This window comes from Caballeronia sp. M1242 (genome assembly GCF_017220215.1).
GTDB lineage: Bacteria > Pseudomonadota > Gammaproteobacteria > Burkholderiales > Burkholderiaceae > Caballeronia.
The window spans coordinates 68,747-94,169 of the sequence record NZ_CP071132.1; the positions used below are offsets into that span (position 1 = coordinate 68,747).

The 25,423-nt window shown below is 65.2% G+C and carries 22 protein-coding genes; 9 read left to right on the plus strand and 13 right to left on the minus strand.

The window, feature by feature from the left end; translation table 11 throughout:
• Positions 1–4: 4 nt before the first annotated feature.
• Entirely contained in the window at positions 5–877 is an 873-nt protein-coding gene (locus JYK05_RS23905; protein ID WP_206470770.1) for an endonuclease/exonuclease/phosphatase family protein, read from the minus strand.
• A 158-nt stretch (positions 878–1,035) separates the two neighbouring features.
• Between JYK05_RS23905 and JYK05_RS23910 the strand changes: the two genes are divergently transcribed.
• Entirely contained in the window at positions 1,036–1,494 is a 459-nt protein-coding gene (locus JYK05_RS23910) for a DUF4019 domain-containing protein (RefSeq protein ID WP_241270126.1), read from the plus strand.
• A gap of 18 nt (positions 1,495–1,512) precedes the next feature.
• On the opposite strand, the gene JYK05_RS23915 is transcribed toward JYK05_RS23910, so the two are convergent.
• The 7 genes from JYK05_RS23915 to JYK05_RS23945 all read right to left on the minus strand — a co-directional run bounded on the left by JYK05_RS23915 (position 1,513) and on the right by JYK05_RS23945 (position 7,798).
• Positions 1,513–1,818: a high-potential iron-sulfur protein gene (locus JYK05_RS23915; RefSeq protein ID WP_206470772.1), complete on the minus strand. Its 306-nt coding sequence runs from the start codon at positions 1,816–1,818 to the stop codon at positions 1,513–1,515.
• Positions 1,819–2,206: 388 nt separating this feature from the next.
• Positions 2,207–2,335 (minus strand): oxalate:formate antiporter, encoded by a 129-nt coding sequence (locus tag JYK05_RS23920; protein ID WP_206470773.1) that lies wholly within the window; start codon positions 2,333–2,335, stop codon positions 2,207–2,209.
• Between the two features lie 49 nt (positions 2,336–2,384).
• The gene (locus JYK05_RS23925) at positions 2,385–3,779 is read right to left on the minus strand and encodes an OFA family MFS transporter (protein ID WP_206470774.1); all 1,395 of its coding nucleotides are present in this window, start codon (positions 3,777–3,779) and stop codon (positions 2,385–2,387) included.
• A 244-nt stretch (positions 3,780–4,023) separates the two neighbouring features.
• Positions 4,024–4,809, minus strand: coding sequence for an enoyl-CoA hydratase (locus JYK05_RS23930; protein WP_206470775.1), 786 nt, complete (start codon positions 4,807–4,809; stop codon positions 4,024–4,026).
• A 13-nt stretch (positions 4,810–4,822) separates the two neighbouring features.
• The gene (locus JYK05_RS23935) at positions 4,823–6,466 is read right to left on the minus strand and encodes an acyl-CoA synthetase (protein WP_206470776.1); all 1,644 of its coding nucleotides are present in this window, start codon (positions 6,464–6,466) and stop codon (positions 4,823–4,825) included.
• A 31-nt stretch (positions 6,467–6,497) separates the two neighbouring features.
• On the minus strand, positions 6,498–7,142 hold the full coding sequence (locus tag JYK05_RS23940) for a glutathione S-transferase family protein (protein ID WP_206470777.1): 645 nt from the start codon (positions 7,140–7,142) through the stop codon (positions 6,498–6,500).
• Positions 7,143–7,171: 29 nt separating this feature from the next.
• Entirely contained in the window at positions 7,172–7,798 is a 627-nt protein-coding gene (locus JYK05_RS23945; RefSeq protein ID WP_206470778.1) for a glutathione S-transferase family protein, read from the minus strand.
• Positions 7,799–8,084: 286 nt separating this feature from the next.
• Here JYK05_RS23945 and JYK05_RS23950 point away from each other — a divergent pair, with 286 nt between their 5' ends.
• The 6 genes from JYK05_RS23950 (at position 8,085) to JYK05_RS23975 (ending at position 14,745) form a co-directional block, all read left to right on the plus strand.
• Positions 8,085–9,344 carry an ABC transporter substrate-binding protein gene (locus JYK05_RS23950; protein ID WP_175945569.1) on the plus strand — a complete coding sequence of 420 codons (1,260 nt, stop codon included), beginning with the start codon at positions 8,085–8,087 and terminating at the stop codon, positions 9,342–9,344.
• Positions 9,345–9,429: 85 nt separating this feature from the next.
• A complete protein-coding gene (locus JYK05_RS23955; RefSeq protein ID WP_175945567.1) occupies positions 9,430–10,305 on the plus strand; it encodes a branched-chain amino acid ABC transporter permease in 876 nt (291 codons plus the stop codon).
• Positions 10,306–10,319: 14 nt separating this feature from the next.
• Entirely contained in the window at positions 10,320–11,255 is a 936-nt protein-coding gene (locus JYK05_RS23960) for a branched-chain amino acid ABC transporter permease (RefSeq protein ID WP_241270127.1), read from the plus strand.
• Positions 11,252–12,760 carry an ATP-binding cassette domain-containing protein gene (locus tag JYK05_RS23965; RefSeq protein ID WP_206470779.1) on the plus strand — a complete coding sequence of 503 codons (1,509 nt, stop codon included), beginning with the start codon at positions 11,252–11,254 and terminating at the stop codon, positions 12,758–12,760. The genes JYK05_RS23960 and JYK05_RS23965 overlap by 4 nt, the downstream gene beginning before the upstream one ends.
• Before the next feature lie 174 nt (positions 12,761–12,934).
• On the plus strand, positions 12,935–14,071 hold the full coding sequence (locus JYK05_RS23970; protein WP_206470780.1) for a porin: 1,137 nt from the start codon (positions 12,935–12,937) through the stop codon (positions 14,069–14,071).
• 56 nt (positions 14,072–14,127) lie between these two features.
• The gene (locus JYK05_RS23975) at positions 14,128–14,745 is read left to right on the plus strand and encodes a hypothetical protein (RefSeq protein WP_206470781.1); all 618 of its coding nucleotides are present in this window, start codon (positions 14,128–14,130) and stop codon (positions 14,743–14,745) included.
• Positions 14,746–14,812: 67 nt separating this feature from the next.
• On the opposite strand, the gene JYK05_RS23980 is transcribed toward JYK05_RS23975, so the two are convergent.
• The 4 genes from JYK05_RS23980 to JYK05_RS23995 all read right to left on the minus strand — a co-directional run bounded on the left by JYK05_RS23980 (position 14,813) and on the right by JYK05_RS23995 (position 17,224).
• Entirely contained in the window at positions 14,813–14,974 is a 162-nt protein-coding gene (locus JYK05_RS23980; protein ID WP_175945321.1) for a hypothetical protein, read from the minus strand.
• Positions 14,975–15,182: 208 nt separating this feature from the next.
• Entirely contained in the window at positions 15,183–16,085 is a 903-nt protein-coding gene (locus JYK05_RS23985) for a DMT family transporter (RefSeq protein ID WP_206470782.1), read from the minus strand.
• Entirely contained in the window at positions 16,082–16,474 is a 393-nt protein-coding gene (locus tag JYK05_RS23990) for a hypothetical protein (protein WP_206470783.1), read from the minus strand. The genes JYK05_RS23985 and JYK05_RS23990 overlap by 4 nt, the downstream gene beginning before the upstream one ends.
• Positions 16,475–16,549: 75 nt before the next feature.
• Complete coding sequence (locus JYK05_RS23995) at positions 16,550–17,224, minus strand: HAD family hydrolase (protein WP_206470784.1); 675 nt, start codon at positions 17,222–17,224, stop codon at positions 16,550–16,552.
• 167 nt (positions 17,225–17,391) lie between these two features.
• Here JYK05_RS23995 and JYK05_RS24000 point away from each other — a divergent pair, with 167 nt between their 5' ends.
• On the plus strand, positions 17,392–18,510 hold the full coding sequence (locus JYK05_RS24000; RefSeq protein ID WP_241270128.1) for a 3-deoxy-7-phosphoheptulonate synthase: 1,119 nt from the start codon (positions 17,392–17,394) through the stop codon (positions 18,508–18,510).
• A gap of 116 nt (positions 18,511–18,626) precedes the next feature.
• A complete protein-coding gene (locus JYK05_RS24005; RefSeq protein ID WP_206470785.1) occupies positions 18,627–20,423 on the plus strand; it encodes a phosphodiesterase in 1,797 nt (598 codons plus the stop codon).
• Position 20,424: 1 nt separating this feature from the next.
• Here the strand turns inward: JYK05_RS24005 and JYK05_RS24010 are convergent, their stop codons facing one another.
• Positions 20,425–25,290, minus strand: a complete 4,866-nt coding sequence (locus tag JYK05_RS24010; RefSeq protein WP_206470786.1) for a response regulator — start codon at positions 25,288–25,290, stop codon at positions 20,425–20,427.
• Positions 25,291–25,423 lie beyond the last annotated feature (133 nt).

Below are 25,423 nucleotides of genomic sequence, written 5' to 3' on the forward strand. Positions count from 1 at the left end.
CACCCTAACGCAGTTCCAGCCACATGGGCTGATGGTCCGATGACCGGCTCAGCTGATCCGCCTCGCAGCCCACGATGCGCGGCGCAAGATCTTCGGTCACGAAGAGGAAGTCGCACGCGAACGGACCGTCCGCCCATTGGTCGTGATCGTAGAGACCGACGGTCGCGGCGCGCGGCTCGTTCGGATGCGCGTGAGACCAGGCATCGACGAAAGAGGGCGCATCGGTCATCGGCTCCAGCATCGCGCGATACGCCGCGCCTTCGTAGGCGCTGTTGAAATCGCCGCAGACGATCGCCGACATGGGCCGCGCGGTATCGGCGAACGGGCTCGCCAGCGTCTCGGCTTTCGCCGGGCGGCGCGCATGCTCGCATGCCTCGCGATGCAACTCACGCAGCCGCGCGACCTGCGCGAGACGCTGCGTCTCCGAGTAGAACTCCAGATGCGTGCTGATGACGCGCAGCGGCCCGACATCCGTTTCGATGACCGCTTCGAGCGCCACGCGCAGCATCGACGGCTTCGCCGGATCGGCGGGCCACGGCAGCGAATGACGCAGCACTTGCCGCACCGGCAAGCGGCTCACGATAGCGTTGCCGAACTGCCTGCGCGCGGTGCCCGAGCCTACGGGCGGCAAATCCGAGCCGATTCCTTCGATGACCGTCGCGCCCGGCATGAGGCTCGCCAGTTCCGCGAACTGATCCGCGCCAGGGCCTCCCGCTAGCCCGCCCGCCTGCTCGCCCTCGTGAAAGCCGCGCGTGACTTCCTGCAGGCAGAGCACGTCGAAATCGCATAGCGCTTTCGCTTCCGCAACGATCCTCGCCACATCGACGCGGCCGTCCACGCCGCGTCCCCATTGCATGTTCCAGTCGACCAGTCGCATGTCGGTGTCTCCTTCGAACGATGTGTCCGGCTCTAACGATGCGCGTGATCGCAGCATCCAGTACGCCTGACGAAACGCTGAATTTCAGACTGTCTCATAAAAGCGCGACCTACAATTGCTTCAAATCAATAGGTAATCCTCACACTATGAAAACACGCATGAACAAGCGGCTTGCCGCGTTGGCGCTGATGTCGATGGCCGCGCTCTCGCATGCGCAGCCCGCGCCTTCGCTGACGCGCGAACAACAGGCGGGGCTCGACAAGCAGGATCAGGACATCGCGCAAATGGCCGATGTCATCGTGAAGATGATCGATCAGAACAAGACGGGCGAAGTGTGGGATGCGGGGTCGGCCGTCGCGAAGAAAGTGATCTCGCGCGAGGACTTCGTGAGCAAGGTCACGCGCGACCGCGCCGCGCTCGGCACGCCGGGCATGCGCATGCCGATGGGCGTGAAGCACCTGCATTTCGACGGCACGGGCAACATGCCCGCGGGCTGGTTCATGAGCGTTTCGTTCGACACGCAGTTCAGCCAGGCGCGACAGTCGGCGCGGGAAGTCGTGACCTTTATGCTGGATCCGGACAGGGTGTGGCGGTTCGTGGGGTATTCGGTGCGGTGACGGTTCGCCACCCACCCCTCACATATTCGTATAAGAAGCACACCACCCGCGCCCGGCCACCAGCTTTGCCCCGAACAGCGTGCAGCCGCCCCACGCATCGGTGGACTTGCCCTGAAACAGCGAGCAGTTCGCGCACGCCTGATCCGCCGCGAAGTTCGGGTACTTCGCCTTGTCGACCTTCGCGGCATCTTCCTTGTAGCCGACGGCAATGGCCGCGGGATCGGTTTCGCTTAAGTGCGGCGCGTCGGCGCTGGCTCGCGTGAGCCAGAGCGATGCGCCCGCGCCCGTCGTCAGAATCAGGAAGTGTCGGCGAGAGGTGGTCATAGCAAGTGAAAGTGATAAAGGGCGATCGAGCATCTCGCACGATACGCCGACTCGCGCCGCGCCGCACGTGCGGTTCGCGAACGCGCGATCGATTTTCTCCGGTCGAAGAAACGACGCTCAACCTTCGCGCGCGCCTGCCGTTATTCCTGCCAGAACGGCAAACGTACAACACTCTACGCAGCGCCGCTGCGACCTCACTTCGAAGGAGAACGACGATGACTGAAGCTGACTGGATGATGGCAGGCGTGTATCTGGTCGAACTCGTGGCGGGCACGCTCTTCCTGAGCGCGCTCGCGCGACGCAGCCTGAGCCGGCAAAGCCAGCGCGGCCGTTGAGGCGTGGCGCGAGTCGCGCGCCGGAACGCGGCGTCCGGCGCGTGACCGCCGCGTCACTTGAAGAGTTTGACGGCCTGCGAAAGCGTGTTCGTGATGCCCCACGCGAGCGGAATCAGCACGTACAGCCAGAAGATCAGCAACAGCGCCTTGTTCGACGAGCCGCCTTCGTATCGATCGTTCATGCGGGTCTCCTTGTGGGTCTCTTGTTGGTCTCTTGTGGGTCTCGTTCGTTCAGCCGGCCCTGGCCGCCGTGTCCATGTGATGTTTCTCGTCCACGCGCTTGATGAGAAGGTTGCATACGAAACCGATCACGAGCAGCGCCGCCATGATGTGAAGGGTCATCGTGTAAGCGTCCGACTTCGGGACGCCGCGCGCCACTTCGTAGGCGCGGATGTAGTTCACGAGCACCGGACCCGCGATGCCCGCCGCTGCCCACGCGGTCAGAAGACGCCCGTGAATGCCGCCGACGAACGCCGTGCCGAACATGTCCGCGAGGTAGGCCGGAATCGTGGCGAAGCCGCCGCCGTACATCGAGAGAATCACGCCATACGCGAGCACGAATAGCGCGATGTTGCCGGCCTGCGCGAACTGCGGCACGAGAAAGTAGAGCACCGCGCCGAGCGCAAAGAATACGAAGTACGTGTTCTTGCGGCCGATCCAGTCCGACGCCGACGCCCACACGAAGCGTCCGCCCATGTTGAAGAGCGACAGCAGGCCGACGAAGCCGGCCGCCGCGCCCGCCGTGATCGACGACTTGAAGCTCTCCTGGATCATCACCGACGCTTGACCGAGCACGCCGATGCCCGCCGTCACGTTCAGGAAGAGCACGAGCCACAGCAGGTAGAACTGCGGCGTCTTGAGCGCCTGATCGATGTGCACGTGGTTCTTCGTGATCATCTTGTTCGCGGTGGCAGGCGGCGTCCAGCCGGCCGGCTTCCAGTCCGCCGGCGGGATGCGGATCGCGAGCGCGCCGATGGTCATCGAGATGAAGTAGAGCACGCCCAGCACCAGGAAGGTCTCGGCCACGCCCACGCTCGTCGCGCTCTTGAAGTAGTTCATGAGGGCGACGGAGCCGGGCGCGGCGATCATCGCGCCGCCGCCGAAGCCCATGATCGCCATGCCCGTGGCCATGCCGCGACGGTCCGGGAACCAGCGAATGAGCGTCGAGACCGGCGAGACATAGCCGAGCCCCAGCCCGATGCCGCCGATCACGCCATAGCCGAGATAGAGCAGCACGATCTGATGCAGGTACACGCCGAGCGCGGATACGAGAAAGCCGCCGCCGAAGCAGCAGGCCGCGGTGAACATGGTGCGGCGAGGGCCGACTTTCTCCAGCCACTTGCCCGCGAACGCCGCCGACAACCCGAGAAACACGATGGCGAGCGAGAAGATCCAGCCGAGCGTCGTGAGCGACCAGTCGTCGGGCGCGGACTGCGTGATGCCGACCACGCGTGTCAACGGCGCATTGAAGACGGAGAACGCATACGCCTGCCCGATACAGAGATGCACGGCGAGCGCCGCGGGCGGCACCATCCAGCGCGAGAAGCCGGGCCGGGCGATGGTCGCTTCCTTGGAAAAGAAGCCATGCGGGCCGTGCGCGGCCCCTTGCTTGATGGTGCTGTTCATCGTGGTCTCCGTGGCGCGCCGCTCGCGAGACATCTAGCGTGGCGCGCTCATCTTTGCTTTGTCGTGGGCTGTGCGCGGTACGACGCACCGCTGTGCGTTCCGGAAAACATGCGATGGAACGACATATAGGCGCGACATTCCGTCACGGCTGCGCATGACGTTAGACAAGAGCGATGCGCTTTGCAATATGAACCGGGCCGCCATAAGCGTTTGCCCCAACCCGCATGTGGACACGCGTGAGACGTCACCATCGCGGCGGGCGCTTCTCGATGAACGCTTGCGTTCCTTCGAGCGCGGACTCGTCCATCATGTTGCAGGCCATCGTCTCGGCAGCGAGCGCGTACGCGGCTTCGATGCCTGTTTCCAGCTGCCGGTAGAAAAGCCGCTTGCCCGCCGCGATCGCTTCGCGCGGCTTGCGTGCGATGCTCGCTGCAAGCGCGCGCACGGCCTCATCGAGTTCATTCGGCGACGCGACGCGATTCACGAGGCCACGCTCGCATGCGGTTCGCGCATCGATGAAGTCGCCGGTGACGAGCATCTCGAACGCCGCTTTGCGCGAGACGTTGCGCGAAAGCGGCACGCTCGGCGTCGCGCAGAAGAGACCCAGATTCACGCCGGATACCGCGAAGCGCGCTTCGTCGGATGCAATGGCGAGATCGCACATCGCGACGAGCTGACAGCCCGCCGCCGTCGCAATGCCATGCACTCGCGCGATGACCGGCTGCGGCATGCGCTGAATCGTCATCATCATGCGCGAGCAGCGTGCGAAAAGCTCGCGATAGTAGGCAAGTGACGGCGCCGCGCGCATTTCCTTCAGATCGTGGCCCGCGCAGAACGCGCGCCCCGCGCCCGCGATGACGACCACGCGTGCATCGGATAGAGCGATCGCATTTAGTTCGGTGTCCAATGCATCGAGCATGGACTCGGAGAGCGCATTGAACGCGTTCGGGCGGTTCATCGTGACCGACACCGCGCCTTCGACGCCATATGCGTCTCTTTCGAGCAGGACCAGTGCATCCGTATCGGTCATGGTCTGATGCCCTTCAAACGTCGATGGCCGCGACCGAGCCCGCGCGCTTGCGCAGTTCGAACTTCTGGATCTTGCCGGTCGATGTCTTCGGCAACTCGCAGAACTCGATCGCGCGCGGCACTTTGAACCCGGCAAGCAGCGTCTTGCAATGCGCGATCAGTTCTTCGGCGCTCGCATCTGCGCCGGCCTTCAGTTCGACGAATGCGCAGGGCGTCTCGCCCCAGCGCGCATCCGGTTTGGCGACGACCGCGACGGCCATCACGGCAGGGTGCCGGTACAGCGCGTCCTCCACTTCGATGCTCGATATGTTCTCGCCGCCCGAGATGATGATGTCCTTGCTGCGATCCTTGATCCGCACATAGCCGTCCGGATACGCGACGGCCAGATCGCCGGTATGAAACCAGCCACCGCGGAACGCTTCTTCCGTCGCGCTCACGTTCTTCAGATAGCCCTTCATCGTGATGTTGCCGCGAAACATGATCTCGCCGATGCTTTCGCCGTCAGCGGGAACCGGCTCCATTGTCAGCGGATCGCGCACGCTGACCGCATCCTGCAAGTGATAGCGCACGCCTTGGCGCGCATTGAGCCGCGCGCGTTCGCCGATATCGAGCATGCTCCATTCGGCTTGTTGCGCGCAGACGGTCGCGGGTCCGTAGACTTCGGTGAGTCCGTACACATGCGTCAGTTCGAAGCCGAGCCGCTCCATGCCTTCGATCATCGCGGCGGGCGGCGCGGCGCCCGCGACCATCGCGTGAACCCTGTGCGCGATGCCGGCCTTCATGTCGTCCGGCGCATTGACGAGCAGGTTCTGCACGATAGGCGCGCCGCAATAATGCGTCACGCCCTCGCTGCGGATCAGATCGAAGATCGTCTTCGTGTCGATCTTGCGCAGACACACGTTGACGCCCGCGCGTGCTGCCACCGTCCACGGAAAGCACCATCCGTTGCAATGGAACATCGGCAAGGTCCAGAGATACACCGCATGCTTCGGCATGTCCCATTCGAGTATGTTGCTGACCGCATTCGTATAAGCGCCGCGATGGTGATAAACGACGCCCTTCGGATTGCCCGTCGTCCCCGATGTGTAATTCAGGCAGATAGCGTTCCATTCGTCCGACGGCGGCAACCATTGATACGCCGCGTCGCCACTTGCGAGCAGCGTCTCATAGTCGATTTCGCCGATGCGTTCGCCGTCACCCGTGTACTGCGGATCATCGACATCGATCACGATCAGCGGTTGCGGCACGTTTGCGAGCGCCTTCTTCACGACCGCCGAGAACTCGCGATCCACGATGATCGCCTTCGCTTCGCCGTGCGTGAGCATGAAGGCGAGCGTCGCGGCATCGAGGCGCGTGTTGAGCGTGTTGAGCACGGCGCCCGTCATGGGCACGCCGAAGTGCGCTTCGACCATCTCGGGCGTGTTGGGCAGCATGGCCGCCACCGTATCGCCCAAGCCGATGCCGCGCGAAGCCAACGCCGACGCGAGACGTCGCGTGCGCGCGTAGGTCTCGGCCCATGTGCGACGCACGTCGCCATGCACGACCGCGAGCCGCGTCGGATAGACGGATGCGGCGCGTTCGATGAAGGTGAGCGGCGTCAGCGCCGCGTAGTTGGCGGCGGTCTTGGGAAGGCCTTCGTCGTATTTGCCGGCGTTCATGATCGTCGTCCTCGTGCGGATGCGGCGGTTATCAAGCCAGATCGTCGAGCTTCACTGCGAAGCCGCGCTGCACGCCCGGACGTGCGAACAGCGCTTCGTACCAGCGCTTCACGTTGGGGTAATCGTCGAGCGACACTTGATGCCGCTCGTGCCGCCACGCCCAGCCGAGTATCGCGAAGTCGGCTACGGACAGCGCGCCCGCGACGTACTCCACTTCGCCGAGCCGCTTGTCGAGCACGCCATACAAGCGGCGCGTTTCGTCGGAATAGCGTTTGAGGCCATAGCGCCGGTCGCTTTCCGCTTCGACCATGCGAAAGTGATGCACCTGTCCCGGCATCGGGCCGAAGCCGCCCATCTGCCACATCAGCCATTCGAGCACGGGCACGCGCTCGCGCAGGCTCGCGGGCAGGAACTTGCCCGTCTTCTCGCCGAGATACAGCAGGATCGCGCCCGATTCGAACACGCTGATCGGCTGAGGATCGGAGCCATCGGGACCTTCGGGATCGACGATGGCGGGAATGCGATTGTTCGGGCTGATGCGCAGAAACTCGGGCGCATGCTGCTCGCCCTTCGTGATGTTCACGGTTCTGACCGTATAGGGCAGCTGCATTTCTTCGAGCGCGACGCTGATCTTGCGTCCGTTCGGCGTATTCCACGTATGGAGTTCGATAGTCATGGCGGTACGGTCCAGGGTGTGATTCGCAGTCAGGTCAATTCGTGCGCGACGTAGCGCTGAAAGCCCGCGCGCGCCGACTGCCGCGCATACCAGCGTTCGAGGTCGGGCAGCGACGGCCGCGCGAGTTCCGCGATGCCGTACCAGCGCCGCGCATACGCCGCGATGACGAGATCGGCCAGCGTGAAGGTGCCGCCTTCGAGGTAGTCGCGGCCTTTCAGATGCGCATCGAGCATGCGCCAGAGCTTTTCCACTTCCATTGCGTCGGCTTCGAGCTGCTTGACGTGGCGCTTGGCTTCGGGCGTTCGAACATAGCCCCAGAAAACCGGGCGTTCAGCGGGTTGCAGCGTGGACAGCGTCCAGTCGAGCCAGCGGTCCACGCTCGCCCTGACCTTGGGATCGGCGGGATAGAGCGCATCGTCGCGGCCATATTGCATGACCAGATAGCGGATGATCGAATTCGATTCCCACAGCACGAAGTCGCCATCGACGAGCGTGGGAATGCGGCCCGTCGGGTTCATCGCCAGATAGCCGGGCTCGTGATTGCGGCCGAACTGCATGCCGGCGTCGATGCGCTCATAGTCGAGACTCAACTCGTCGCAGCACCACAGCACCTTCTGCACGTTGACCGAATTCGCTCGGCCCCAGATGGTCAGCATCGGACATTGCCTCCGTCGAAGTATTCGTTATCGACAAGCATAGCGTCTAACGATGACGCGCTGTGCTTTGCCGCTTTGCAGCATGACATGCCCTAGTCCTGTCTATCGTAACTACTGATTCAGCGCCTATTGAGCGAATGCTACTGTTGTGCGCACATCCTTAACAGCTGCACGTATGCGGAAAACGTCGGCGGATGGCGTCGGTCCATAACGATCAAAGCGCAGTTCCTGCATGGCCAGAGAGAGCGCGTTCGAGCGCCGGCTCTGGACGACAAGGAGACGAGACATGTCCAGGTGCAAGACGTGGCGACTGCATGGTTTCATGGCGACCGGCGCCATGATGACGAGCCTGGGCTTGATCGCCACGGCTCATGCGGCGGGAGAGCCGCTGAAGATTGGCGTGATCAGCGAGGAATCGTCGGTGGCGGGCGCGTCCATCAGCAAGTCCGCGCAGATGGCCGCCGACGAGATCAACGCGCACGGCGGCGTGGATGGCCGCAAGATCGAGATCGTCGCCTATGACGACCACTCCTCCGCGTCCGACGGCGTGCGCGCGTTCCAGCGCGCGGCGAATCAGGACAAGGTGGTGGCGATCATCGGCAGCTATATCAGCGAAGTCGCGCTCGCGATGGAGCCGTGGTCGGCGCGCCTCAAGATGCCATTCATCACGCCGGGCGCGGCGAGCAACGACATATCGAAGCACGTCCACGACGACTACGAGCACTACAAGTACACGTTCCACGGCTGGATGACCTCCGCGTTCATCGCGCAGTCCATCTGCGACTTCTCGCACGATATCCTCGTCGGCCAGTTCAAGATGAAGACGACTGTCGTGATGAGCGAGGACGCCGCGTGGACCAAGCCGCTCGACGAACGCTATCTGGAGTGTCTGCCGAAGGCGGGGCTTCAGGTGCTGGACCACATCCGCTTCAATCCGGATACGTCGGACTTCACGCCGATCTTCAACCAGATCGAGGCTAAGCATCCGGATACGATCACGACCGGCATCAGCCACGTCGGCGTGCAGCCCACCGTGCAATGGCACGACCAGCAAGTGCCCATTCCGATGACGGGCCAAAGCTCGCAAGCCACCACGACGAGCTTCTGGAAGGACACCAACGGCGCGACCGAAGGCGTGATCACCGCATCGGCGGCCGCGCCGGGCGTCGCCGTGACGCCGAAGACGGTGCCGTTCGTCGATGCGTATCAGAAGAAGTTCGGCGTGTCGCCCGCGTATGACGGCTTCACGAGCTACGACCTCGTGTACATCCTCGCGGATGCCATCCATCGCAATCAGGGTTCCACCGATCCCGACAAGATGGTCGATGCGCTCGAAAAGACGGACTACGTGGGCACCATCGGCCGCTGGCAGTTCTACGGCAAGAACGATCAGTTCACGCATGCGCTGAAGTACGGTCCGGGCTATATCACCGGCATCAATCTGCAATGGCAGGACGGCAAGCAAGTGGCGATCTGGCCGGCGTCCATCGCCAACGCGAAGGTCAAGTTCCCGGCTTTCGTCAAGGTGCAACAGGCGGCGAAGTAGGGCATTGCCGGACGCATGGGCGCGCGGGCGCTTCGCGTGAGACGAACGCCCGCATCGATACGCGTGTTCACATCGAAGGCCGGATATGCTGCCACTGCAGATTCTGATCGACGGTTTCGCCATCAGCTCGCTCTATGCGCTCGGCGCGATAGGCTTCACGCTCATCTTCGGCGTGTCCGGCGTGCTCAATCTCGCGCACGGCGGCGTGATGCTCGTCGCCGCGCTGCTCGGCTGGATGTTCGCGGGCGAGGCGGGCCTCGGCACCTATCTCGGCACGCTGCTCGGCGTCGCATGCGGCATGGTCGCCGCCTACATCACCTATCTGATGGTGGTGCGGCCCATCCAGCGCTCCGCCGCCATACCGCGCGAGGAGAAGGAAATCTTCGTGCTCACCGGCACGCTGCTCTGGGGCATCATGATCCAGCAGGGCATGGCGTATCTGTTCACCGACAACCCGATCACCATGCGCCCGCTCATCGGCGGCGTGCTGAGTATCGCGGGCGTGCGGGTTCCCTACAACGAGATCATGATCGCCGTGGTGTGCTGGGTCGTGATCAGTCTACTGTGGCTCTTCGTCAATCGCACGCGGGCGGGCAAGGCGCTGCTCGCCGCGTCGATGAACCCACGCGGCCTCACGCTGCTCGGCTTCGAACTGTCGCGCATCTATCTGCTCGCGTGGACCATCTACGGCGTGCTGGCGGGCATCGCGGGCGTGCTGCTCGCGTCGTTTCTCGGCGTGAGCACGAACAACACGGGGCAGCTCACGGCGAGCGCGTTTTCCATCGTGGTGCTGGGCGGGCTCGGCAGCGTGTCGGGGTCGCTCATGGCGGCGTATGTCGTCGGCTATCTGGAGACGGTCACGGCTTATCTGATTGCGCCGACGCTGCGGCCCTTGCCCGCGTTGCTGCTGCTGGTGCTGGTCGTCTATGTGCGGCCGCAAGGCTTCCTCGGGCGGCGTTGACCGGAGCCACGCACATGAACAACGTCAATCGCCTGTTCCGTTCGCCCGTGCTATGGGCCGCGGTGCTGCTCGCCGTCATCGCGACGACTTTGCCGTGGTGGCTGTCCGGCTACATTCTCGGCGTGCTGACGGTCGCGTATTACTTCGGCGTCTTCGCGATGTCGTGGGATCTGCTGTTCGGCTTCGCAGGCGAAGTCAACTTCGGTCCGACGTTCCTGATCGGCCTCGGCGCGTATTCCGCCGCGATGCTCAACGCGCACTTCAGCGCGCCGATTCCCGTATGCGTGATCGCGGGCGGCGTCGTCGCGCTGATCGGCGGGCTGCTGCTCGCGGTGCCTGCGCTGCGCCTGCGCGGTCCTTACTTCGGGCTCGTCACGCTGGTGGCCGTGTTGCTGCTGCAGAACGCGATCGTCATTTTCGCGGGTCTCACGGGCGGCGAGATCGGCATGATGGTGCCCGATGTAATGTCCGTCGATGCGAACCACAACTACTGGATCGCGCTCGCGTTCCTCATCGTGTGTGCGATTCTTTTGTTCGGCTTGTCGCGTTCGGCGATCGGCTTGATCTTGCAAGCGAGCGGACAGGACACCGTCGGCGCGCAGGCGCTCGGCTTCAACGTGACGAAGCATAAGCTCGCGGCGTTTTGCATCAGCGCGGTGTTCTCGGGCGTCGCGGGCGCGATGCTCGTGTTCTATCAGGGCACGGCATCCGTGAGCACGGTGGTCGATCTCGGCGTGGGCGTGCAGATCATCATCGCGGCCGTCCTGGGCGGCCGGCGCACGATACTCGGCGCGGTGCTCGGCTCCATCTTCCTGATCGTCGCGGGTGAGTTCCTGCGTCCGCTCGGGCAGATCAACACGTTCGTGGTCGCGGCCGTGGCGCTCGCGGTCATTCTGTTCTTTCCGGACGGACTGCTTGGCAACCTGCTGCGCGTGAGGGAGCGCGAATGAACGACACGCCTTTGCTTTCCGTGCGCGGGCTTACCAAGCGCTTCGGCGGATTGGTAGCGGTGAAAGACATCGGCTTCGACATCCGTCCCGGCGAGATACTCGGCCTGATCGGGCCGAACGGCTCGGGCAAGTCGACCGTGATGAAGCTCATCATGGGCATCGAGCGTCCCAATGCGGGATCGGTGAAAGTCGGCGGCGTCGAGATGGCCGGGTGGCTGCCGCATCGCATCGCAAGGGCGGGCGTCGGCATCGTGTTTCAGCATTCGCGGCCGCTGCATCGCCAGACGGTGCTGGAGCACATCAAGCTCGCGCTCTTGCCGGATTCGCTGCTCAAGCTCGCGGCCGACCCGCACGTCAACACGCGCGCGCGAGAGATTGCCGAGCGCGTCGGCCTGGGCGCGGTGATGCATCGTCATCCCGCGACGCTGCCGTTTGCCGATCTGCGCCGCATGGAAATGGCGAAGGCGATTGCGCGCGATCCGAAAGTCGTGCTCGTCGATGAGCCTTTCGCCGGTCTCACGCAAGCGGAATCGCAGGCGTTTTCCGAGCTGATTCGCGGTTTTCGCGCGGAAGGGCGCGCGGTGCTGCTCGTCGATCACAACGTGAAGAGTCTCGCGGCGCTCGCGGATCGCGTGCTCGCCATGTATCTCGGCGAGTACGTCGCGGAAGGCTCGGCCGCCGACGTGATGCGCAACGAGACCGTGCGGCGCGTCTACCTCGGCGGCAAGATCGAAGCGCGCGAACGCACGGCGGACGTATCGAGCACGAAGGCGCCGATTCTCGAAGTCGAGGACGTGGGCGTGCTTTACGGCAAGGCGCGCGCGCTCGACGGCGTGAGTCTTCATGTGCGCGAAGGCGAGTTCGTGTCGGTGGTCGGCCTGAACGGCGCGGGCAAGACCACGCTCTTCAACGCGATCTGCGGGCTCGTGCCTTCGAGCGGGACCATCCGCTTCGGCGGACAGCCGCTCAAAGGCATGAGCGGCGCGGCGATCGCGCGGGCGGGCATCGTGCAATGTCCGGAAACGCGCGAGCTTTTCGGCGACATGACCGTGCGCGAGAACCTCGATCTCGGCGGCTATCATCTGGCGAACACGGCGCGCGACGAGCAACTCGCGTGGCTCTTCGAGCTCTTTCCGATTCTCGAATCGCGACAGGCGCAAACGGCGCGCACGCTGTCCGGCGGCGAGCAGCAGATGCTCGCCATCGCACGCGCGCTGATGATGCAGCCGAAGCTCCTCATTCTCGACGAACCGACGCTCGGTCTTGCGCCCGTGATTCTGGAGCAGCTATCGAAGGCGCTCGACAAGCTGCAAAAGACCACGCCCATTACCGTGCTGCTCGGCGAGCAGAACGTGACCTTCGCGCTGCCGCACGCGGACCGCGTGTATGTGCTGGAACATGCGCGCATCGTGTGGGAGGGCAGTCCCGCGCGCTTCGAGCAGGAGATGGGCGAAGGCTTCCTCGACACTCCGCCGTCGGGCACGACGCAAGCCGTGCGAGCCTGAGTCTCGTGCGAAAAGCGTTGCGCAAAACACCACACGGAGCGCTTCCGTTTGCATCAATGCGTGCACTGCGATATCTGGTGTGATAAAAGTCCGCGTGCTTTTTTCGAAGCGCGCGCTGGCTGTGCGCTGAAAACGAGCGCATCACATCGATAGAAATACACGCAGAAGACACTCATGAAGACGATCACCTCGCGCGCGGCAAGCGCGTTCGCCGCATCGGCCATTGCATTGGCCTGCCAGTCCGCCTTCGCGCAAAGCTCGGTCACGCTGTACGGCGTCGCCGACGTCAGCGTGCGCTATCTCACGAACGCCAACGCCAATAACCATGGCAAGCTGTTCATGACCAACGGCGCGGTCACCAATAGCCGCATCGGCCTGAAAGGCACCGAAGAACTGGGCGGCGGCCTGAAGGCGGTCTTCCGGCTGGAAAGCGGCGTGGAACTGCAAAACGGCCAGTACTCGGACAGCCAGCGCGAATTCAACCGCGCGGCCTACGTGGGACTCGCGAACCAGTACGGCGCGGTGACGCTCGGCCGCCAGAAGACGCCGCTCTTCGACATGCTCGGCGATGTCTACGACCCGCTCACCGTCGGCAACTACTTCGAGAACGCATGGCTGCCGGTGGCGCTCGGCGCGGGCCTCTATGCGGACAACGCCGTGAAGTACACCGGCACGTTCGGCGGCCTCACGCTCGGCGCGATGTACTCGTTCGGCACCAACTCCACGTCGACGGGCGCGGGCGGCTTCTCCGGTCAGGTGCCGGGCCATATGGGCGCGGGCAACATGTACGGCTTCACGGCGTCGTACACGGTCGGGCCGCTTTCCATCGACGGCGGCTATCAGCAGAACAGCGACAACGCGAGCAACAAGCAGAAGATCTGGAACGCCAACGTGGTCTATGCGATCGGGCCGGCGAAAGTGTACGTCGGCTATCTGCATTCGACCGATGACACCGGCTTCGTGGACAGCCTGCTCGCGCAGCGCAATCTGGTCGCGGGCGTTGATATTCTCAAGGGGTCCGGGCGCCGCGACGACGGCCCATTCGGCGGCGTGACGTGGCAAGTGACGCCCGCGCTCTTGCTCACCGGCGCGTTCTACTATGACCACATGAAGAACGCGGCGATCGGCGGCGGCGCGACGGGCAGCGGCAATCGCTACACGGGCGTCGCGCTCGCGGAGTACGCGCTTTCCAAGCGCACGGAAGTGTATGGCACCGTGGACTTCAACAAGGTCACGGGCGCGGGCGTGGTCGAACTGCCGGGCCGCTCGAACCAGACGGGCGTATCGGTCGGGCTGCGCAACCTGTTCTGACGCGCCGGGCGCGGGTGCGGATTTTGCGTCTCCGGCATCAAAAACCGGAGACGACCATGCCCGATACGGCACATCATGATCCTTGCAGGCTCGGTGTCGCGTTCATCGACGCGCAATTGATGACGCTCTACACGCACGCCGGCCTGCTCGCCGACTGGATCGACCACGGCGAGCGCGCGCCGGACTTGAGCGCCGTCGCGCGGCTGCTCGCGCATCGCCATGCGCGGCCGGAAGCGCACACGCACAGCGAAGACGGCATGCCGATGAAGCATGAGCCGTCGGACGACGTTCCCGCGTGGCCGACGTTCGACGACGCACGCGAGCGCATGGCCTTCGCGCTGCACGTGCCTTGCACCAACGCGATTCTCGCGGTGGCGGATTTCTTCGATGTGCACCGGTTGTCGAATTCGCGTACGCCCGAAGTGCAGTTCCTCATGCGTCTGCGCGAAGCGGCGGTGAACGGGAACCGCTTTCATATCGCCGAGAACGAGTACATGCCGCATGCGGCGTACGGCGGCCTCATCATCGACAAGACACTGGACGGTAAGCCTCTGATGGGCGAAGGTGCGCAAGAAGGCTTCATCGCGTTCGGCGACGTGATCGGACTGCTTCGCTATTTGCGCAAGCTTCTGACGAGCATGCAGTCGGTGATCAGTTCGGGCGATGCGGGCTAAAAACGAAAGCGGCCGCTGACCCTACGTGATCAGCGGCCGCCTCGCTCAGCACTTGATCGACTCCGGCTTACTCCGCCGATTTCTTGTGATGTTTGTGATGCTTATGCGTCTTGCTGTAGGCGGGGCGCTTCTGGTTGGCCGGGTATTCGGCCGCAGCGAACGACAGCGTAGGCGCAGCGAACGCCGCGAGCACGAACAGAACGAGAGTCTTTTTAACGGCAGTTTTCATCGGAAGCTCGCAGAAAAAAGTGGTGGACGGCGGAGCGGCGAACGGTCGTTTGCCGGCATCGCACGTCACAGGTCACATGGAGAACTACGGAACTGCGCTCGGCAGTGTACCTGCGCAAAAAGACAGCGTGCCACGTCCATGTGACGCTGTTGCGAATTTGCCCGTGCCCGGCCGTTCGTGCTTCGCCGCGCTTGTCTTGAAGCGCGCTTCATGCGTTGGGGCCGTCGGGCAACTTGCGCTGCCACGCGACGACGATCGCGCTGCCGACGATCAACACGATGCCCGCGAGCGACAGCGGCGCGATGACTTCTCCCCACACCGCGTAGCCGAACAACGCGGCCCACACGATGCTCGTGTAGTTGAACGGCGCCAGCGCGCCGGCATCCGCGCGGCGATACGCGACCGTACACAGCAGTTGCCCCGCGGTGGCGAACACGCCGATCAGCGCCATGACGCCGAGCGCGTGCAGCGTCGGCGTCTTCCACTCGAACGCGAGCGTGCAGCCGGTCACGACCGTGCCGACCGCCGAGAAGAAAAAGACCGTGGTGCGTGAATCGTCCGTGGCGCGAATCCGCTTGATCTGAATGAGCGACAGCGCGCCGAAGAACGCACAGCACAGCAGCAATAGCGGCCCGAGCCAGTGCGATTCGCCGCCGCCGGGACGCACCACGAGCAGCACGCCGACGAAGCCCGTGAACGCGGCGCAGGCGCCGCGCGCCGTCATCTTTTCGCGCAGCAGGAAAGGCGCGAGCGCGACCACGATCAGCGTTTCCGAATAAGCGATCGCGACCGCTTCGCCGAGCGGCATGTACGGCAGCCCCGCGAAGAAGAACGCCGACGCGCCTAGAAGCGTCAGCGCGCGCACGGTCTGGCCTTTGAGGTCGAGCGTCCGGATGCGTTCGCCGAGAGACCGCGTGCCGGTGCAGCACATCGCGAACGCGGGCATGAGGCCGAAGAACATGCGGAAGAACGTCACTTCGTTGGCGGGATACTGTAGCGCGACGACCTTCGCGAGCGCATCGACGATGGCGAAGCAGAACATCGACGCAAGAATGCAGCCGATGCTCGCGAGCGGAAGGTGGCCGCTGCGCGCGGCGAGACAAGTGGTCATGTCGGTTCGACGTCTTGGGGCTTGCGCTTGCTGCGCGACCTGCGCGGCTTCGGCTCCACGCCGATGCGCGGATCGCGCGCGAGGACGAGTGCCGTCAGGTGTTGCGCCACCGTCTCGAAGTCCGGATGTTCCTGCGCCACGTAGAGCCATTTGCCGAGCACGGGATGCGGTTTCAGCGCGGGGATGGCATCGACGAGCGCGGCGTGCCGTTCCTGCGACGTGCACACGAGCAAGCCGTTCCACGGCTTCTCGCGGTCCGCCGCGACGAGACACAGCATGCCGTCGAGATAAGCGGCGTCGCATCCGAACATGCGTTTGCGGATGAACGTGGCGTCGCGCTCGAACGGTTCGAAGATCCAGACGAGCGAATTGCGAATCGAAGAAGGCATGGGCGAGACGGTCCTGTGGCCGCAAGATTCTCGCACGGCTTCCCCGGTTTTTCGACGACGCGGCTATGCCTATGCCTACGGCCGTGCGGCCACTTCGTCCAGATGCGCAAGCAGGTCCGCCGGGTCTTCATAGACGCGCAGCGCGCCCGCGCGTTCGAGCTCGTCGCTGCCATAACCGCCCGACAGCAACCCGACGCCGAGCGACCGGCAGCGGCGCGCGGCGAGCATGTCCCAGATGCTGTCGCCGACGACGACCGTATGCTCGATCGGCACGTTCAGCCGCTCTGCTGCGGCGATGAACAGATCGGGATCGGGCTTCGCGTACTTCACGTCGTCGCGCGTGACGACGACCTGCTTCGACGCATCCACGCCGAGCGCCTCCAGATTCACCGCCGCGGTTTCCATGCGGCCGCTCGTCGCGATGGCCCAGCGCGTGCCGGCTTCGGTCAGCGCGGCGAGCAGTTCGCGCGCGCCCGGCAGCGGGCAGACCTGCGCGCGCAGCCGCTGATACGCCTCGGTATGCAGCCGCCGCAGATGGTCCACCCGTTCCGCGCTGATCTCGCCGTGCGTCTCGCGCAGCAACTGATTGGTGAAGAGCCCGCCGCTCATGCCGATCTTGCGATGGATGCGCCACACCGACAGGTCGATGCCTTCCGCATTCAGCGCTTCTTTCCACGCCAGCACGTGTTGATACACGCTGTCGACGAGCGTGCCGTCGAGGTCGAAGAGAAACGACGTTTCGATTCGCATGGTGTTCTCCCTGTATGAAGCACCATCATACGCACCGATCGCGGCACGCGTTCGCGCGCGTCGTCATCAATGCGATAATCGAACCTTGCAACGAAAGACTGCAATCGCGCGCGAAAACCGCATCGCGCACGCATATCACGCTTAGATAACGCATGACGGAGCCTACATTGAGCCGCATCGACAATCCCGCCCGCGACCAGGAAGCCGGCGTGGCCGACTCCACGCAAGACACCACTCGCATCGACGACACGCGCATCGGCGCAGTGCGTCCGCTGATCTCGCCCGCGCTTCTGCTCGACGAACTGCCGGTCACGCCCGCCGTGCAGACGCTCGTCGAGGCGAGCCGCGCCGCGATTGCCGACATCCTGCACGGCCGCAACGACCGTCTCGTGGTCGTGGTCGGCCCGTGTTCGATTCACGACCACGGCCAGGCAATGGACTACGCGCGGCGTCTCAAGACCGTCGCCGAGCGCCTCTCCGACGACCTCTGCATCGTCATGCGCGTGTACTTCGAGAAGCCGCGCACGACGGTCGGCTGGAAAGGCTATATCAACGATCCCCGTCTGGACGGCAGCTTTCGCATCAACGAAGGGCTGCGCCGGGCGCGCGAGCTTCTGCTCGAAGTGAGCGGCCTAGGCCTGCCCACGGCGACCGAGTTTCTCGACCTGTTGAGTCCGCAATACATCGCGGACCTGATCGCGTGGGGCGCTATCGGCGCGCGCACGACCGAAAGCCAGAGCCATCGGCAGCTCGCGTCGGGTCTGTCGTGTCCGATCGGCTTCAAGAACGGCACCGACGGCGGCGTGCAGGTCGCGGCGGATGCCATCGTCGCGGCGCGGGCCAGCCATGCGTTCATGGGCATGACGAAGATGGGCATGGCCGCGATCTTCGAAACGCGCGGCAACGACGACTGCCATGTGATTCTGCGCGGCGGCAAGAAAGGCCCGAATTACGATGCCGAGAGCGTGGCCGCGAGTTGCGCCGCGCTTGCCGCGCTCGGCCAGCGCGAACAGGTCATGATCGACTGCTCACATGCGAACTCGAACAAGTCGCATCTGCGTCAGGTGGATGTCGCGCAGGACATCGCGCGTCAACTGTCGGCGGGCGAGAAGCGCATCACGGGCGTGATGATCGAGAGCCATCTTGAAGAAGGGCGGCAGGACCTGAAGCCGGGCGTGCCGCTCAGGCACGGCGTCTCGATCACGGATGCCTGCCTCGGCTGGACGCAGACCGAGCCCGTGCTCGAACTGCTCGCCACGGCCGTGCGCGCCCGCCGCGCGCGCTAGACAGCGCAGTAAGGACATGGGCGCACCCGGGCGGTGCATCGCTTCACGAAAGCTTCATTCAAGTTCGTGAGACGCGCACCGTTACCTCGGACGATAGCCCGCTCATCGAAAGGCCCATGTCCGCCAGCCTCTGCGCCAATGAAGCATCGTGTCCCAGCATCGAAGAACTCATCGCGTCCAATGCGCTGACGGCCGTGTTCCAGCCGATCGTGCGCTTCGCGGACGGCGAGGTCATCGGCTATGAAGGCCTTATTCGCGGGCCGGCCGGCAGCGCGCAGGAATCGCCCGCCGTGCTCTTCGAGCAGGCCACGCGCGAGCAGCGCGGCGTCATGCTGGAACATGCGGCGGCGCGCGTGTGCATCGCCGCGTTCGCCCAGCTCGCGCGCAGCGGCCTGCTCTTCATCAACTTCAGCGCGGCCGCCATCGAGGCCGCGCTCGGCGAACGCGAAACGCCCGGCTATCTGGCCGGCGACAGCGGTCTGGATGCGAAGCGGCTCGTCATCGAGCTGACCGAACAAAGCGTGATTGCGGATGCCGAGCGCTTCGGCGCGACGGTGCGCGCGCTGCGGGCGTCGGGTCCGCAGTTCGCGCTCGACGACTACGGCAGCGCCAATGCCTCGATGAATCTCTGGGTGCGGCTCGCGCCGCACTACGTGAAGATCGACCGCTTCTTCGTTTCCGACATCGCGCGTGATCCGCTCAAGTTCGAAGCCGTCAAGGCGATGGTCGCGTTCGCGAATGCGAGCGGCGCGCTCTTGATCGCGGAAGGCATCGAAAGCGAAGCGGATCTGGAGATCGTGCGCGATCTCGGCATTGCCTGCGCGCAGGGTTTCCTGCTCGGCAAGCCCGCCGCGACACCGAGCGCGCGCGTGCCGGATGCCGTCGCGCGCGCGTTGCGCTCGGCGCAAATTGCGGTCTATCCGGCCCGCACGCGCACGGGCGCGACCGCCGACATGAACGCCGTGCTGCTCGAACGCATGCTCGTCGAAGCACCGACGCTTACCGTCAAGTCGCGCAACGACGACGTCGCGCGCCTTTTCAACGAGAGGCCGTCGCTGCATGCGGTGGCGATCGTGGACGACGGCCGTCCGGTCGGCCTCATCAATCGGCGCGCGTTCATGGATCAGTACGCGCTGCCGTATCACCGCGAAGTGTTCGGCAAGCGGCCGTGCATGCAGTTCGCGCATCTCGCGCCGCTGATCGTCGAACGCGGCTCCACGCTCGAAGAGATCGCCCGGCTTTTCTCGAACGATGATCCGCACGATCTGTCGGACGGCTTCATCGTCACGGAGAACGGGCGCTATGCGGGGCTCGCGACCGGCGCGAGCATGGTGCGCGCCGTCACCGAAGTGCGCGTGGAAGCGGCGCGCTATGCGAACCCGCTCACGTTCTTGCCGGGCAACGTGCCGCTCAATTCACACATCGACAGGTTGATTGCGAACGGCTCGGCCTTTGTCGCCTGTTACTTCGACCTCGACCACTTCAAGCCCTTCAACGACCGCTACGGCTATTGGCAAGGCGACGAAGTGCTGAAGGCCGCCGCGAACGCGCTCGCCTCGGTCTGCGAGCCGACGCGCGATTTTCTCGGCCATATCGGCGGCGACGACTTCTTGCTGCTGTTTCAAAGCGACGACTGGCGCGAGCGCGTCACGCGCGCCATGCACGCGTTCGACGAACTCGTGATGCGCTTCTACTCGCCGGAAGAACGGCTCGCCGGCGGCATTCACGGCGAAGACCGGTTCGCGCGGCCCGCGTTTTTCGGCTTCGTGCGGTTTTCGGCGGGCGCGGTGCGCGTGGCGCCGGGCACGGCGCGCGGCAGCGCGCACGTCAGCGCGACGGCGGCAGTCGCGAAGCGCGCGGCGAAGGAAGAGGCGAGCGGCTTCGTGGTGATGGACATGCGCGAAGCCGAATGAATCAGCGCGCCGCGGCCGCGCGCAGCGCCTCCATCAACGCGAGCGGATCGTAAGGCTTGCGCAGCCGGATCGCATGCGGGAGCGCCTGCCGTTCCTCGTCGCTCAGTTCGAGGTCGTAGCCGGTGACGAATACGACGCCCAGACGCGGCGCCTGACGCAATGCCTCTCTTGCCAGCGCGACGCCGGATTCGCCCGCCAGATTCACGTCGGTCAGCAGCACGTCGAAGCGTTGCTCGCCAAAAAGCGCGCGGGCTTCTTCGACGCTCGCGGCTTCTGTGAGATCGAGGCCCATGGTGCGCAGCAACTCGGCGCTGCTCGTGCGGACCATCTCGTTGTCTTCGACGAACAGCACGCGCAGGGCGTCGCTGGACTCGGGCGTTGCGGCATCGGTCGCATTCGCGGCAGAGGAGGCAGGGGTGGGCGCGCGTTGCCCGAGCACATGCCGAATCTTGCGAGCCAGCGCCTCGTGCGTATATGGCTTGCTCAACAGGTCGATGCCTTCGTCGAGCCGCCCCGCGTGAACGATCGCGTTGTCCGTGTAACCCGACGTGAACAGCACCGCGATGCCCGGCACGCGCTCGTGCGCCTTGCGCGCAAGCTCGGTGCTGCGCAACGGGCCGGGCATCACCACGTCCGTGAACAGCATGTCGATCGGCACGCCGCTCTCGACGATGGCGAGCGCGCTCTGCGCGTCCTTCGCCCGCAGAACGCGATAGCCCAGGTCCGCGAGCAGATCGACGACGGTCGCGCGCACTTCCTCGTCGTCTTCGACCACGAGAATGGTTTCGCTGCCGCCTTTGGCCGGTCCGGCGTCCACGTTCGTTTCGAGGTCTTCTTCCTGCCGCGCGCGCGGCAAGTAGAGGCGCACGGTCGTGCCGTGGCCTTCCTCGCTGTACACCTTCACGTGCCCGCCCGATTGCTTGACGAAGCCGTACACCATCGACAAGCCGAGGCCGGTGCCCTGACCTTCGCGCTTGGTCGTGAAGAACGGCTCGAACGCGCGTTCCCGCACTTCGGCCGACATGCCCGAGCCCGTATCGGTGACGGCGACCATCACGTACTGGCCGGGCGCGACGTCGGCGTTGCGCATCGCATAGGTCTCGTCGAGCGATGCATTGCCGGCCTCGATGGTCAGCTTGCCATGCCCGTTCATCGCGTCGCGCGCGTTGATCGCGAGATTGAGCAGCGCGTTCTCGACCTGGAAGGGATCGACGAGCGTGTTCCACAAGCCGCCCGACACGATCGTCTCCACTTCGATGCCGTCGCCGAGCGCGCGGCGGAACATGTCGTCGAGACCGCGCACGAAGCGGCCGAGATTGACGACCTTCGGCGCGAGCGGCTGGCGCCGTCCGAACGCCAGCAGTTGCGAGGCGAGATTCGCGCCGCGCGCCACGCCGGCGAGCGCGCTTTTCACACGCTGCTCGGGCTTGTCTTGTCCGGCGACGTCTTTCGCGAGCAGTTGCAGATTGCCGCCGATCACTTGCAGCAGGTTGTTGAAGTCGTGCGCGACGCCGCCCGTCAGCTTGCCGATGGCTTCCATCTTCTGCGCCATGCGCAACGCTTCTTCTGCGTGCCGCAGCGCGTCGGCCGTTTCGCGGTCTGCGGTCACGTCGCGTCCGACGCCGTGGATGCGCCGCGTGCGCGGATCGAGCGAGAGCGTCCATGCGATCCAGCGCCAGCCGCTGTCAATGCGCCCGAGCCGGCACTCGTAGCGCACTGGCGCGCCGCTCGCCCGCAGCTTGTCGAGCTCCAGCGCGACAGCGGCGCGGTCGTCCGTATGCACGATGTCGAGCATCGTGCGCGCGTGCAGGCGCTCCGTATCCATGCCCAGCACCGACGACCATGACGGGCTCACGCGCAACAGCGCGCCGTCGAAGCTCGCGATCACGAACAGGTCTTCGCTCAGTTCCCACAGCCGGTCGCGGTCCGCGACGACTTCGGTCACGCGGCGCTCCAGCGTCTCGTTCAGATCGCGCAGCGCGGCCTGCGCCTTGGCGCGCTCGGCGATTTCGTTCTGCGCCGCCTGAAAGAGCCGCGCATTGTCGATGGCGATGGCCGCCTGCGCCGCGACGCCGTTCACGATGCGCTCGGCGCGATCCGTGAACACGCCCGGCTCCGGGTGACCGAAGAAAAGGCCGCCGAGCACTTCGCCCGTGCGCGAGACGACCGGCGCGGCAAGATAGCTGCGCACCGGAAGATGGCCCTTCGGCATGCCGAAGTGCGGCGAGTTGTGGCCGTAGCGCGGATCTTTGGTAATGTCGTCGGAGCGGACGATGCCGTGGCCGCCGAATGTCGGCGCGAAGACGGCCGTGTTGCGCGGCATCGGAAACTTGTCGAAGCTCTCCTTCGGCGCGCCGGACAGCGCGTACAGCGTATAGCTGCCGCCTTCGTCGTCGAGCACGTTGTAGAAGAACGAACCGAACGCGGCGCCGGTCAGTTCCGTGGCGGCATCGGTCACGACCTGCACGACGCGCGAGAGATCGAGCTCGGCGGCGACCGTCGTGCCGACGCGGTTGAGCACTTCGAGCACGCGCGACTCTTCGCGCAGTCGCTGCTCGGTCTCGCGGCGCAGCCGCGAGAGCCGCAGATTGCTCGCCACGCGCGCGAGCAGTTCGCGCGCGGAGAACGGCTTGGTCAGATAGTCGTCCGCGCCCGCTTCGAGGCCGCCGACGCGCGCTTCTTCGCCCGCCCGCGCCGACAGCAGCACGACCGGCGTCTCGCGCAGCGTCTCGTCGTCGCGCAGCGCGCGCAAGAGGCCGAAGCCGTCGAGGCGCGGCATCATCACGTCGGAAACGATCACGTCGGGCCGCAGCGCGACGGCCGCGTCGAGCCCCGCCTGCCCATCGGCGGCGACGCTCACGTCGTGGCCCGCGGCGGCGAGCAGGCGGCGCATGTATTCGCGCAGATCGGCGTTGTCGTCCACGACGAGCACGCGGCCCGTCAGCGCATCCGATGGCGCGGCGGCTTCAGCGGCTTCCGCGAGCGGCGAATCGAGGTTCGCGACGTCGAGCGCGGCGGCGTCGGCCGGGTCCGCATCCGGCGTCCAGCGCAACGCGGCATCGACGAAGGAGCGCGCACGGCTGCTGGCCTCAGCGCGCGGGGCGTCGGCGCGCGACGCTGCGCCCTCGTGCGCGGCCGGCAGCGTCACGGTGAAGCACGTTCCTTCGCCCAGGCGGCTCGTCAGGGCGATGCTGCCGCCGTGCAGCTTGATCAGCTCCTGAACCATCGCAAGCCCGATTCCACTGCCTTCCACCGAGCGGCCCGCCGCGCCCGCCACGCGATGGAACCGTTCGAACACGCGCGCCTGCTCGTGCTCCGCAATGCCGATGCCGGTATCGCACACGCTCGCTTCGATCACGCCGCCGTGCACGGCGAGCGCCACCTCGATGCTGCCCTCGAACGTGAACTTGAACGCGTTCGATAGCAGGTTCATCACGACCTTCTCCCACATGTCGCGGTCGATGTCGGCGAGCACCGGCGTATCGGGAATGTTCGTGCGAAGCGTCAAGCCGGCCGTCTCGATGGCCGAGCGAAACAGCGACGAGAGTTCGGCGGTGAACGCGGCGATGTCCGTGCGCTGGCGATGAATCTCGATGCGGCCCGCCTCGATGCGCGAGAAGTCGAGCAGCGCGTTGACGAGCGTGAGCAGCCGCATGCCGTTGCGATGCATAATCTGGACGAGCCGCAGGTCCTCGGGCGGCACGCGGTTGCGGTCCGCGAGCATTTCTTCGAGCGGGCCCAACATCAGCGTGAGCGGCGTCCGAAATTCGTGGCTGATGTTGGAGAAGAACGTCGTCTTCGCGCGGTCGATCTCCGCGAGCGCCTCGGCGCGGCGGCGCTCTTCGTCGTAGGCGTGCGCGTAGCCGATGGCCGCGCCGATCTGTCCGGCGACGAGATTGATGAAGGTGCGATAGCCGTCGTCGAACAGTCGATACGGATTGAGCGCCGCGACCAGCACGGCTGCATGACCGGTCTCGCCGGTCGGGGCGATCGGGACCATGACGGCGGTGGTCGGCGCGGCCTTCCACGCGCCCGTGGGCAAAGACGCGCCCACATGCTGATGCAGGTTCGTCACGAGCTGCGGGCGGTTTTCGCGCAGCGCGTCCTGAAACGGCCACGGCTCGCGCTTATTGGCGTTCAGCGTAGCGGGCGCCGCCGGATGCCCCGGCGCGATGCCGCAGGCGCCGACGAGCGTCGCGGTCTCGTTGCCGGGGTCGGCCGCGTAGAGCAGGGCGAAAGGCAGATCGCGCGGCGCGCTTTTTAGCGCGTTCATCGAGCGTTCGCAGGCTTCGAGCCACGTGCGCGCGTCGGCGGCCGAAGTCGCCAGTTCGCGCAGCACCGTCAGTTGCCGTTCGCCCAGCACGCGCTGCGTGTCGTCGCTGTTCGCGCAGATGATGCCGCCCGCGTCGCCACGGTCGTCCGGAATCGGGCTGTAGGAGAACGTGTAGTACGTCTCCTCCGGGAAACCGTTGCGCTCCATGATCAGGAGCTTCTGTTCGACGAAGGTGCCTTCGACGCCGGCGAGCGCCGTGTCGAGCAGCGGCCCGATGTCGTCCCAGATCTCGCGCCACACGACCGAAGTTGGCTGGCCGAGCGCCTGCGGATGCTTGCCGCCGATGATCGACCGGTAGGCGTCGTTATAGAAGAAGAGCAGCTCGTCGCCCCAGCCGATCCAGATGGGCTGGCGCGAGGTCAACATGATGCGAATGGCCGTCTTCAGGCTCTGCGGCCAGTCCTCCGGCGCGCCGAGCGAGGTCTGCGTCCAGTCGAAGCCCCGGATGAGCACGCCCATTTCTCCGCCGCCGAGCAGGAAGCTAGGGTCGACGCTGCTCGCGCTCGTGTCCGGGGGCAGATTCTCGGGAGTCATCGACGCTGAATCTCCTCGCTAAGGTCTCGCGACCAAGCGGCATGGGGTTGAAAGGCGTGTCTTGGGATGAGCTGACAGAAACGCGCGACCGGAAGGGCTTCCGGATTCTCGCACGGAAACGGCTCGGAGCCGT

Coding starts and splice junctions, on each gene's coding strand:
- JYK05_RS23910 (WP_241270126.1), top strand. CDS start 1,036: ATGAACAAGCGGCTTGCCGCGTTGGCGCTGATGTCGATGGCCGCGCTC.
- JYK05_RS23935 (WP_206470776.1), bottom strand. CDS start 6,466: ATGAACGCCGGCAAATACGACGAAGGCCTTCCCAAGACCGCCGCCAAC.
- JYK05_RS23940 (WP_206470777.1), bottom strand. CDS start 7,142: ATGACTATCGAACTCCATACGTGGAATACGCCGAACGGACGCAAGATC.
- JYK05_RS23980 (WP_175945321.1), bottom strand. CDS start 14,974: ATGAAAACTGCCGTTAAAAAGACTCTCGTTCTGTTCGTGCTCGCGGCG.
- JYK05_RS24010 (WP_206470786.1), bottom strand. CDS start 25,290: ATGACTCCCGAGAATCTGCCCCCGGACACGAGCGCGAGCAGCGTCGAC.
- JYK05_RS23970 (WP_206470780.1), top strand. CDS start 12,935: ATGAAGACGATCACCTCGCGCGCGGCAAGCGCGTTCGCCGCATCGGCC.
- JYK05_RS23985 (WP_206470782.1), bottom strand. CDS start 16,085: ATGACCACTTGTCTCGCCGCGCGCAGCGGCCACCTTCCGCTCGCGAGC.
- JYK05_RS23905 (WP_206470770.1), bottom strand. CDS start 877: ATGCGACTGGTCGACTGGAACATGCAATGGGGACGCGGCGTGGACGGC.
- JYK05_RS23915 (WP_206470772.1), bottom strand. CDS start 1,818: ATGACCACCTCTCGCCGACACTTCCTGATTCTGACGACGGGCGCGGGC.
- JYK05_RS23990 (WP_206470783.1), bottom strand. CDS start 16,474: ATGCCTTCTTCGATTCGCAATTCGCTCGTCTGGATCTTCGAACCGTTC.
- JYK05_RS23925 (WP_206470774.1), bottom strand. CDS start 3,779: ATGAACAGCACCATCAAGCAAGGGGCCGCGCACGGCCCGCATGGCTTC.
- JYK05_RS23995 (WP_206470784.1), bottom strand. CDS start 17,224: ATGCGAATCGAAACGTCGTTTCTCTTCGACCTCGACGGCACGCTCGTC.
- JYK05_RS23975 (WP_206470781.1), top strand. CDS start 14,128: ATGCCCGATACGGCACATCATGATCCTTGCAGGCTCGGTGTCGCGTTC.
- JYK05_RS24005 (WP_206470785.1), top strand. CDS start 18,627: ATGTCCGCCAGCCTCTGCGCCAATGAAGCATCGTGTCCCAGCATCGAA.
- JYK05_RS23950 (WP_175945569.1), top strand. CDS start 8,085: ATGTCCAGGTGCAAGACGTGGCGACTGCATGGTTTCATGGCGACCGGC.
- JYK05_RS23920 (WP_206470773.1), bottom strand. CDS start 2,335: ATGAACGATCGATACGAAGGCGGCTCGTCGAACAAGGCGCTGTTGCTG.
- JYK05_RS23960 (WP_241270127.1), top strand. CDS start 10,320: ATGAACAACGTCAATCGCCTGTTCCGTTCGCCCGTGCTATGGGCCGCG.
- JYK05_RS23930 (WP_206470775.1), bottom strand. CDS start 4,809: ATGACCGATACGGATGCACTGGTCCTGCTCGAAAGAGACGCATATGGC.
- JYK05_RS23955 (WP_175945567.1), top strand. CDS start 9,430: ATGCTGCCACTGCAGATTCTGATCGACGGTTTCGCCATCAGCTCGCTC.
- JYK05_RS23945 (WP_206470778.1), bottom strand. CDS start 7,798: ATGCTGACCATCTGGGGCCGAGCGAATTCGGTCAACGTGCAGAAGGTG.
- JYK05_RS23965 (WP_206470779.1), top strand. CDS start 11,252: ATGAACGACACGCCTTTGCTTTCCGTGCGCGGGCTTACCAAGCGCTTC.